Genomic DNA, 3228 nt, shown 5'->3' with positions numbered 1-3228 from the left:
GGCGGCGATGGTGGGCAGCTTGGCCAGTAGCCGGATCGTCGAGAGCTCGACCTGCTCCGTGTCGAGCGGGTCCACCGAATCCGGGTAGTACGCGGACAGCGCGTTGACGGCACTGGACAGCACCGGCATCGGATGCGCGTTGCGGGGAAAGCCGTCGAAGAAGCGCTTGAGATCCTCGTGCAGCAGGGTGTGCCGCTGAATCTGGGTGGTGAACTTCTCCAGCTGGTCGGTCGTGGGCAGTTCCCCGTAGATCAGCAGATAGCTGACCTCGATGAACGTCGACTTCTCGGCCAACTGCTCGATGGGGTAGCCGCGGTAGCGCAGGATGCCCTCATCACCGTCGATGTAGGTGATGGCGCTCTTGGTCGCCGAGGTGTTGACGAAGCCGCTGTCGTAAGTGGTGTAACCCGTCTTGGCCAGCAGCGACCCCAACGCGATGGCGTCGGAACCCTCCGTCGCCTTCACGATCTCCAGGTCGATCTCGCCCCCCGGATACCGGAGCGTGGCTGCCTCGTCGGAACTGGAGTCTTCGGGCACGTTAACCCCTTCTACGGTTGTCGACCGGAACGAAGCTGTCCGTCACTAGTGGAAGGTAGTCGCTATCCGATTTGCGCGCTTGCGGGGGGTTGGCCTCGTGCCGGGGTGCGTTGAATGGGATGAGGACTGGCGAACGACACCGCCCACACGTCGGCGACCATCGTCACCGCAGGGGGTCAGCCGTACACCGGCTCGTAGTCGGCACTCACCGGTGGACACTGCAGGTCGGACGTCATCACGGCCAGCTGTCCGAACGCTTCGTTGAGGCGATCCACCATGACCGTCGGACCCAGCCGGACGGTCTCGGTGTCGGCGATGAGGTCCCCGCACGCGGTCACGATGGGGGCCGAGAAGATCACGGACACCAGACGCGCCCGACGGTCGTCGAGATCGACGCCCATCCGTTTGGCCAGAACGACCTGGGTCACGTCGTGCCGGAACTCGAACGACGCCTGTCTGAGCGAATCCGAGGCGTTGATGACGCGGAGCATGAGGATGATGCGATCGTTACTGAGCTTGCCGACCGTGCGACTGGCAACCCGCGTCAGTACCGCGACGTGAGCCTGGCGCATGGCCTCGAGCGGACCGACGTCCGACGGCACCGTCTCCAGTTCGATGGCCACCTCGTGGGCATAGTCCTCGATGAGGGTCAGGAACACCGCGTCCTTGGTCGGGAAGTAACGGCTGAACGTCCGAGGTGACACGTCCGCGGAGGCGGCGATCTGCTCGACGGTGGTCTGCTCGTAGCCCTGCCTCAGACACAACTCCATGGCGGCATCGATGAGCACCGCGCGGGTCCTGAGTTTCTTGCGCTCACGAAGGCCGAGCGACACCTCCCTCGACGGCTCGGCCACGGGAACATGCTAACCCCGTTGCTCACGTCAGTCGGTGGGCTGACGAGTTCAGACGCGGTACCGAATGAATGCGGGCACCAACAGCGCTGCCACGACGACACCGACGACGACCAGCGCGCCACCGCCCGCCGCGGTCACCGTCGTGCCAATGACCGCCGCGCTGGCACCGTGCACGGCGTCGGCCAGCCGCGGGCCGCCCGCAACCACGACGGTGAAGACACCCTGCAGGCGACCGCGCAGGTCGTCGGACGCCGCCTGCTGCAGGATCGTCGAGCGGAACGCCGACGAGACCATGTCCGCGGCGCCGCCGATCGCCAGGAACGCCAACGCGACCCAGAGGAACGTGCTCGCCCGCCCGTCGGCCAGCCCGGCGGCCAGGCCGAAGCCCACCATCGCCAATCCCCATACGACGATCGCGACGACCACGGCCCGGCCCTGGAATTGGACGCGCGGCAACCAGCCGGAGAACACCCCGCCCGCGACGGCGCCCACCGCGATGGCCGCGGAGAGGTAGGCCATCGCCGACCCTCCCTCGACGGGCCCGCCGAAGCTCTGGTGCGCCATCTCGGGGAACAGCGCCCGCGGCATGCCGAAGATCATCGCGATCAGGTCGACGACGAAGGACATCAGCACCACGCGGTTGCCTGCAAGGTAGCGGAACCCGTCGAGGACCGCCGTGAAACCCCACTTCGAAGAACCTTGCGCGGTACCGGTCGCCGGCATCTTCGCCAGCCGGAACGTCGCCCAGATCGGCACCACGCAGGTGATCGCGTCGATCGCGTACAGCGTGGAGAGGTCGACGAAGTGCAGCATCACGCCTGCCAGCAGCGGCCCGACGATGGCGCCGAACTGCATGACCGTCATGTTCAGCGAGTTCGCCGCGGGCAGCTGCTCGAGCGGCAGCATCCGCGGGATCGCCGCCGATCGCGTCGGGCTGTTGACCGCGAAGAACGCCTGCTGCACCGACAGCAGACACAGCACCACCCACACGTTGTTGAGACCCAGCGCGGCCTGCAGCCAGAGAAGCACCGACGCCACCGCGAGCCCGATGGACGCAATCACCAACAGGAGCCTGCGGTCCATCGCGTCCGCCCATGCACCGCCCCACAGCCCGAAGACCACCAGCGGCACCAACGCGAAGATGCCAGACAACCCGACGTAGGCGGAGTTCTGCGTCAGCGCGTACAGCTGGACGGGCACCGCGAAGATCGTGAGGTTCGCGCCGATGACGGTGACGATGCCCGAGAGCCACAAGCGGCGGAAGTCCGGCGTCCGCAGCGGGGTGGTGTCTGCGAAGAGGCTCGCCACGCCTAGGGCTGAAGTCGCTCGACGCGGGCGGGGCTCGATTCCGTTGCACCCGTCTGCCGGATCCGGTTGTGCAGCCGGTTCTCGCGACCCTGCCAGAACTCGACCGCGTCGGGGGCAATCCGGTAGCCGCCCCAGTTCGGCGGCACCGGGATGGATTCGACGTCGGTGAACCGCTCGGTCACCTCGGCGAGTTGCGCGAGCAGCGCCGCGCGCGAGGGGATCTGGTGCGACTGGTGCGACGCCCACGCCCCCAACTGGGAGCCGCGGGGACGCTTGGCCCAGTACCCGGCCGTGTCCTGCGGTGCGATCTTCGTCACGGGTCCGCGGACGTGCACCTGACGGCCGAGGGCGACCCAGGGGAACGTCGCCGACGCGTACGGCGTCGTCGCGAGTTGCTCGCCCTTGGCCGAGCCGTAGTTGGTGAAGAACGTGATGCCGTCGAGATCCACGCCCTTGCACAACACGGTCCGGGTCATTGGCCTTCCCTCGGCGTCCACGGTGCCCACCACCATGGCGTTCGGCTCTGCGA

At 67.3% G+C, this 3228-nt stretch carries 4 protein-coding genes; all 4 read right to left on the bottom strand.

Annotated features, from left to right (window positions below; genetic code table 11):
• Positions 1-537, bottom strand: a 537-nt coding sequence (locus ACRDUX_RS05765; RefSeq protein WP_526411879.1) for a citrate/2-methylcitrate synthase, incomplete at its 3' end; no start/stop codon positions are given.
• Between the two features lie 176 nt (positions 538-713).
• Complete coding sequence (locus tag ACRDUX_RS05760) at positions 714-1391, bottom strand: TetR/AcrR family transcriptional regulator (protein WP_526411877.1); 678 nt, start codon at positions 1389-1391, stop codon at positions 714-716.
• A 48-nt stretch (positions 1392-1439) separates the two neighbouring features.
• Positions 1440-2699, bottom strand: a complete 1260-nt coding sequence (locus ACRDUX_RS05755; protein WP_526411875.1) for an MFS transporter — start codon at positions 2697-2699, stop codon at positions 1440-1442.
• A gap of 2 nt (positions 2700-2701) precedes the next feature.
• A partial coding sequence (pdxH, locus tag ACRDUX_RS05750; RefSeq protein WP_526411873.1) for a pyridoxamine 5'-phosphate oxidase occupies positions 2702-3228 on the bottom strand: 527 nt, incomplete at its 5' end.

Origin of the sequence: Mycobacterium sp. (assembly GCF_050701675.1) — a bacterium.
Classification (GTDB): Bacteria; Actinomycetota; Actinomycetes; order Mycobacteriales; family Mycobacteriaceae; genus Mycobacterium.
The sequence above is the reverse complement of the archived record's forward strand: the minus strand, read 5'-3'. Positions and strand labels throughout refer to the sequence as shown.